6 protein-coding genes and 1 pseudogene are annotated in these 5408 nt (G+C 41.1%); all 7 read left to right on the top strand.

All coding sequences use genetic code 11. The features are described from left to right. Positions 1 to 81 (top strand): annotated as a pseudogene (locus tag HMPREF9098_RS11645) (IS1595 family transposase); the annotation flags it as partial. Between the two features lie 53 nt (positions 82 to 134). After that, positions 135 to 782: a heteromeric transposase endonuclease subunit TnsA gene (locus tag HMPREF9098_RS02715; protein ID WP_003781781.1), complete on the top strand. Its 648-nt coding sequence runs from the start codon at positions 135 to 137 to the stop codon at positions 780 to 782. Then, positions 779 to 2641 carry a TnsB C-terminal domain-containing protein gene (locus HMPREF9098_RS11335; RefSeq protein WP_003781779.1) on the top strand — a complete coding sequence of 621 codons (1863 nt, stop codon included), beginning with the start codon at positions 779 to 781 and terminating at the stop codon, positions 2639 to 2641. The genes HMPREF9098_RS02715 and HMPREF9098_RS11335 overlap by 4 nt, the downstream gene beginning before the upstream one ends. Next, the gene (locus tag HMPREF9098_RS02705; RefSeq protein WP_003781777.1) at positions 2638 to 3531 is read left to right on the top strand and encodes a TniB family NTP-binding protein; all 894 of its coding nucleotides are present in this window, start codon (positions 2638 to 2640) and stop codon (positions 3529 to 3531) included. The genes HMPREF9098_RS11335 and HMPREF9098_RS02705 overlap by 4 nt, the downstream gene beginning before the upstream one ends. Next, positions 3528 to 4550, top strand: a complete 1023-nt coding sequence (locus tag HMPREF9098_RS02700; protein WP_003781774.1) for a TniQ family protein — start codon at positions 3528 to 3530, stop codon at positions 4548 to 4550. The genes HMPREF9098_RS02705 and HMPREF9098_RS02700 overlap by 4 nt, the downstream gene beginning before the upstream one ends. Before the next feature lie 68 nt (positions 4551 to 4618). Continuing rightward, a complete protein-coding gene (locus HMPREF9098_RS02695; protein WP_003781772.1) occupies positions 4619 to 4891 on the top strand; it encodes a type II toxin-antitoxin system TacA family antitoxin in 273 nt (90 codons plus the stop codon). Further along, on the top strand, positions 4888 to 5355 hold the full coding sequence (locus tag HMPREF9098_RS02690) for a GNAT family N-acetyltransferase (RefSeq protein WP_003714293.1): 468 nt from the start codon (positions 4888 to 4890) through the stop codon (positions 5353 to 5355). The genes HMPREF9098_RS02695 and HMPREF9098_RS02690 overlap by 4 nt, the downstream gene beginning before the upstream one ends. Positions 5356 to 5408 lie beyond the last annotated feature (53 nt).

Here is a 5408-nt window from a genome sequence, read left to right as displayed (position 1 = left end):
TGTGAATGGCGTTTTAACCACGGTGAAATAAAAGTTCAAATTTCTATTTTAAAACAATTAGTAAAGCAGAATTTATTCTAGTTATCTAGTACAGCCCCAAGTTTAAACCGTTATTTAATCTTTATAGGTGTGCTATGCCAATCCGCAAAATCCCTAAAAATTACCGCAACATCACAGGCATTGCGCCACACAATAAAGCTGTTGGCGCAGCAGCTTATGAATCATCATTAGAACGAGATTTCTTGACACTTTTGGCATTCAATCAAGATGTGCAGCGTTTTGAAGTTCAGCCATTGGCGATTGAATGGTTTGATACTGCTGGCAAACGCCATGTTTATACGCCTGATGTGTTGGTGCATTATCAATGTGATGTGATTGTGTATGAAGTGAAATATCGCAGCGATTTACGCGAAAATTGGCAGCAACTAAAACCAAAATTTCAGGCAGCCTTACGTTTTTGCAAACAAAATGGCTGGCGGTTCAAATTGATTACAGAAGTAGAAATTCATACGGATTTTTTGCGAAATGCGCGGTTTCTTTTACCGTATCGGCAGCATGGTTTGGCAGGTAAATACAGCGAGCCTTATATGGATTTGTTGTATGAAACATTGCGCGAATTAAAGCAATCTACGCCTAACGCGCTGATTCAACATATTTTTCAAAATGAAGATAATCAAGCCAAGTTATTGCCTGTGTTGTGGTATTTGATTGCTACACAGCAAGTTGGCCTAGATTTAAATCAACCTATCACAATGAAATCAACAATATGGTTTAAAAAATGAAAGCAACTTTGAATGTGAATGTAGGTGCAATGGTTTTGTTTGATAACAAAATTTGCACGATTACGGCTGTTTTAGATTTAGACACATATCAATTACGCGACAATACAACAGGCGCAACTTATCAAGCGCAATTAGCGGATTTGTCCGCTTTTCAGGCTGCCGATGTTCATCATGTAGATAGTGTTTTCGAGTCAAAATGGGAATTAGCGCAACAGCATTTTGATGTGATTGAGCCACTTATTCGCCAATCAAGATACACAAAAGCAGATGTTCAAGCGCGAGCAGCAGAATGTGGTGTTCACGTTAGTACTGTGTATCGTTGGTTAAAAATGTATCGGGAAACTGGCGTTTTAACTGGTTTAACGCGCAAACAGCGCAGCGATAAGGGAGTAACTCAAATTTCCGTAGAAGTAGAACAAATTATTCAGCAAGTTTTAGAAGTGGATTATTTGAATATTCAACGCAAATCCGCGCAAAAAATCATTACAGAAATTTCGCGCCGTTGCCACGAACAAAATTTACCCATTCCCCATACCAATACCATTCGCAATCGTATTCAAAAAATTGCACCACAAATCAAAATGGCAAAACGGTTAAGTCGTCAAGCTGCTGAAATGAAATTTTCGCCATTACAAGGCAATTTTCCAAATGCGGATTATCCGCTTGCAGTCGTGCAAATAGACCATACTAAACTGGATATTATCCTAGTAGATGATGTGTATCGTAAACCAATCGGCAGACCGTGGATTACGTTAGCGATTGATGTATTCAGCCGCATGGTTACTGGATTTTATGTGTCGTTTGACCCACCGAGCGCGTTATCGGCTGGATTGTGTTTGTCGCACAGTATTTTGTCAAAAGAAAGCTGGTTGGCGAAACATGAAGTGAAAGGACGTTGGGCTGTGTGGGGTTTACCACGCAAAATTCATTTGGATAATGCCAAAGAGTTTCGCGGTAAAGTGTTAGAAAAAGCGTGTCAGCAGTATGGCATTGAAATTGAATGGCGACCTGTGGCAAGACCTAATTTTGGCGGACACATTGAGCGGTTGCTTGGCACAATTTTAGGCGAAATTCACGGTGTAACAGGTACAACTTTTTCCAATACACGAGAACGACAAGATTACGATTCAGAAGAAAAGGCTGCCTTAACTTTATCGGAATTTGAAACGTGGCTAACGGTATTTATTACCGATGTTTATCATCAACGAGTGCATTCCGCTTTGGGAATGTCGCCATTAGCCAAATGGAAACTGGGGATTTTAGGCGATGATGATTCCGTAGGTGTAGGGCTGCCTGAAAAAGTGGTTGATGAAACTTTATTGCGCTTAACTTTTATGCCATTTGAAATGCGAACTGTGCAGCAATATGGTGTTGCCATTCATAAAATCACTTATTGGCATGATGTTTTACGCACTTGGATTGGCGCAACCGACCCAACCAATCCAAAGCAAGCACGACAATTTATCTTTCGTATAGACCCACGCGATTTAAGTGTGATTTGGTTTTATGACCCTGATTTGTTGATGTATTTCCCTATTCCTTATCGGGATAGTTCGCACCCAGTTATTAGCATTTGGGAATTACGCGAAATTCAACGCCAACTAAAACGCGAGCAAAAGCAAAATATTGATGAAAACATGATTTTTGCAGCATACAGCCGAATGCGTGAATTAGAACAGCAAGCCAAAGGCAAAACCAAAGCGATACGCCGTGCCGAGCAACGCCGTCAATTAGACCAACGCACACGAGCCGCATTACCCACGCCCAAAGATGATTTTCACGCTGCCATGCTGCCTGAAACGCAAAATCATGAATTTGACGATATTCAACCTTTTGATGATTTGGACGACTTATCATGAATTATCCGCACTTATCGCCCAAAGCAGCCGAGCAACTGAATTTAGATGATTTAGCGCGTATTGAATACATACGTTCCCCACGTTGGATAGGCTATCCGCAAGCACAACAAATTTTGACGAAATTGGAAGATTTGCTTGTATTCCCCAAACAGAACCGTATGCCTAATATGCTATTGGTTGGCGATACAAATAATGGCAAAACGATGTTGGTTTCCCATTTTCTGCGCCAACACCCTGCACACGATAACCCAAACGGCAACGGCATTATTGCGCCAGTTGTGCTAATCCAAGCACCGCCAACGCCTGATGAAAGCCGTTTTTACAATGCTATTTTGGATTTACTGTTTGCGCCCTACAAAGCCTACGACAGAACCGATAAAAAATTAGCGCAAGTGCTGCATTTACTCAAATATATCAATACGAAAATGCTGATTATTGATGAAATTCATCACATTCTTTCAGGCAGCCTGAATAAGCAAAAAGCCTTTTTGAATGTGATTAAATACATGGGAAATGAATTGCAAATTCCGATTGTCGGTGTAGGCATAAAAGACGCATACCGCGCCATTCAAACCGATAGCCAATTAGCCAATCGTTTTGAGCCAGCCGTTTTGCCACGTTGGGAAATGGACAAAAATTTCCTACGTTTGTTGATGAGCTTTGAACGAATGCTGCCACTCAAACAGCCGTCTAATTTGCATGAAATATCGTTAGCTACACGACTTTACAGCATGAGCGAGGGCTATATTGGCGAATTATCGCGCCTACTCACACAGGCAGCCGTAACCGCCATTCAACAAAAAACAGAGTGCATTAACGAACCAATTTTGCAGTCAATTAACTGGATTTCGCCTAGCCAACGCAAACGCCAACTGGATAAATTGCTATGATTTTGCCAGCACACCCTAAACCTTATCCCGATGAATTGCTTACATCGTGGTTGATTCGGTTAGCTCATGCCAATGGTTTGAAAGTGCAAACTTTTTACCATTTGCTGTTTCCTGATTACGAAATTTGGAATAGAGATATAGACCGACACGCACCCGATTGGTTAATCCACGCGCTAGCCGAAAAAACAGGCTGCCCGATTGCTCAAATTCATGAAACAACGCTAGACAGCCTAAAAGGTAAATTATTTGAATACAATAGAATTTCCAGCCAATTAGCATGGATAAGCAGCCTGAAAGCCAATCATCGCAAACGCGACAACAACGCCATTGCCTATTGCCCCAAATGCCTTGCAGAAGACCAAGAATCGTATTTTCGCAAATCATGGCGCGTAGCTTTGCACACCTTTTGCCCCAAACATCTAACCATGTTACACGACTGCTGCCCTGAATGCGGTGCATACATTGCCTTTCATCGCCAAGAATTAGGCAGACCGAATTTGCACCATTTCACAGCATTAAAATACTGTTGGCATTGCCAATACGATTTAAGCCAAAGCCCAAGTGAAAGCGTTGTATTTACCAACGATAAAATAGGGCAACAATGGCAAACGTGGTTAAACCAAATTGCCGACCCGCATTATCATTTCAGGCAGCCTGAAATAGATTGGCTGAAAATTTTGCACCATTTCGTTGTGATTGCCACATCACAACGACTTGCGCCCAATCTATACGCCTATTTATGCGACCAAATTCAACAGCAACCACTCAACCTAGACCGCAGCAAACGCCTAATTTGGGAAAGCCGTAGCCTAGCCGAGCGACACAGCACCATTCACGCTTGCTTATGGTTGCTGCAAGATTATCCCAACAACCTAATTCAGGCATGGCAGGATAAAGCGTTTCGCTACAACCATTTACTGAAAGATTTTCGGGATTGTCCTGATAGCTTTCGGGAAATGGTGTCGCAAATGAATCGGAATGTGCATAAAGAGTTGTATATGTCTTCAAATTCACAATAAAACATTTCACAAAATGTGGCAATTTGCCGTAAAATAGAATTTTCTTAATCAGTAAAAGGATAAGGAAAATGTCCACGACTTATGCCCGAATTGAAGCGCGTATTCCTATTGAAATTCAGCAAATGATTAAACAAGCTGCTAATTTGGAGGGAAGAACACTAACCGATTTTATGATTAAAGCACTATCAGAAGCAGCCAAACAAACCATTGAAGAAAATCAAATGGTTAAATTATCTATGGCAGACCAACAGCGTTTTGTAGAAATCATGCGATCGTCTAACCAACCTACCGTAGCCATGCAAGAAGCAATGAAACTGCACGAAAAAATGGTTCAGTCATGATTAAAATTAAAGCATTTGATAAATCCATCAATCGCAAAACTTTTCATTGCACGTCAGAACCGCTTAATCACTACTTTCAGAAAACCGTTAGCCAAGATGTAAAACGTAAATTGAGTTCGTGTTTTGTGGCGGAAAATGAACAAGGCGAGATAGTTGGCTTTTACACGTTGGCAGCGACAGGTATTTGCCTTGACTTGCTGCCTGAAAGCGAAGCCAAAAAATTGCCGAAATATCCGCTTATTCCGTGTGTATTGTTGGGACGATTAGCAGTTGATGAACGATTTACAGGACAAGGATTAGGGCGCGTATTGTTGGTTGATGCAATTCAGCGCGTGAGCCGTTCTGATATTGCTGCGTTTGCTGTGATGGTAGAAGCAAAAGATGAATCAGCTAAATTGTTTTACGAAAAAATGGGTTTTCAAGCATTGATTGATGAACCATTGCGATTGTTTTTCAAATTATGATTTTCAGGCTGCCTGTTACTTGTTCAGGTGTAGAAAATAACCGCATTGTTTAC

This window comes from Kingella denitrificans ATCC 33394, from assembly GCF_000190695.1.
Lineage (GTDB): Bacteria > Pseudomonadota > Gammaproteobacteria > Burkholderiales > Neisseriaceae > Kingella_A > Kingella_A denitrificans.
The sequence above is the reverse complement of the archived record's forward strand: the minus strand, read 5'-3'. Positions and strand labels throughout refer to the sequence as shown.

What these genes read in the sequence shown, in the direction of transcription:
- HMPREF9098_RS02715 (WP_003781781.1), top strand. Translation starts at nt 135, where the DNA reads ATGCCAATCCGCAAAATCCCTAAAAATTACCGCAACATCACAGGCATT.
- HMPREF9098_RS11335 (WP_003781779.1), top strand. Translation starts at nt 779, where the DNA reads ATGAAAGCAACTTTGAATGTGAATGTAGGTGCAATGGTTTTGTTTGAT.
- HMPREF9098_RS02705 (WP_003781777.1), top strand. Translation starts at nt 2,638, where the DNA reads ATGAATTATCCGCACTTATCGCCCAAAGCAGCCGAGCAACTGAATTTA.
- HMPREF9098_RS02700 (WP_003781774.1), top strand. Translation starts at nt 3,528, where the DNA reads ATGATTTTGCCAGCACACCCTAAACCTTATCCCGATGAATTGCTTACA.
- HMPREF9098_RS02695 (WP_003781772.1), top strand. Translation starts at nt 4,619, where the DNA reads ATGTCCACGACTTATGCCCGAATTGAAGCGCGTATTCCTATTGAAATT.
- HMPREF9098_RS02690 (WP_003714293.1), top strand. Translation starts at nt 4,888, where the DNA reads ATGATTAAAATTAAAGCATTTGATAAATCCATCAATCGCAAAACTTTT.